This is a genomic window from Psychrobacter sp. 16-MNA-CIBAN-0192 (genome assembly GCF_040309565.1).
Classification (GTDB): Bacteria; Pseudomonadota; Gammaproteobacteria; order Pseudomonadales; family Moraxellaceae; genus Psychrobacter.
Genome location: NZ_JBEOOX010000576.1, coordinates 1 through 247, shown reverse-complemented (window position 1 = coordinate 247; position 247 = coordinate 1). Strand labels below are relative to the sequence as shown.

Below are 247 nucleotides of genomic sequence, written 5' to 3'. Positions count from 1 at the left end.
TCTTTGAGCTTCACCAATAGCTGACGAGATACATAATCACGATGTGTCTCGCACAAAGTAATCGCATCGGTAAGAATATCGAATTTCTGTTTTTCTAAACGCAAATTGCAATCAATAATCTCTGGCACATCTTCACCCACCAGCACTTTACCCAGTTCTTGCAAATTGGGTAAACCATCAAGTAACAAGATACGCTCGATTAAATCGTCTGACCATTTCATCTCAGCAATTGATTGATGGTATAGCG

The 247-nt window shown here is 39.7% G+C and carries 1 protein-coding gene; it reads right to left on the bottom strand.

The genetic code is table 11. The features are described from left to right. A partial coding sequence (locus AAEY78_RS14445; protein ID WP_352340133.1) for a ferritin-like domain-containing protein occupies positions 1–247 on the bottom strand: 247 nt, incomplete at both ends.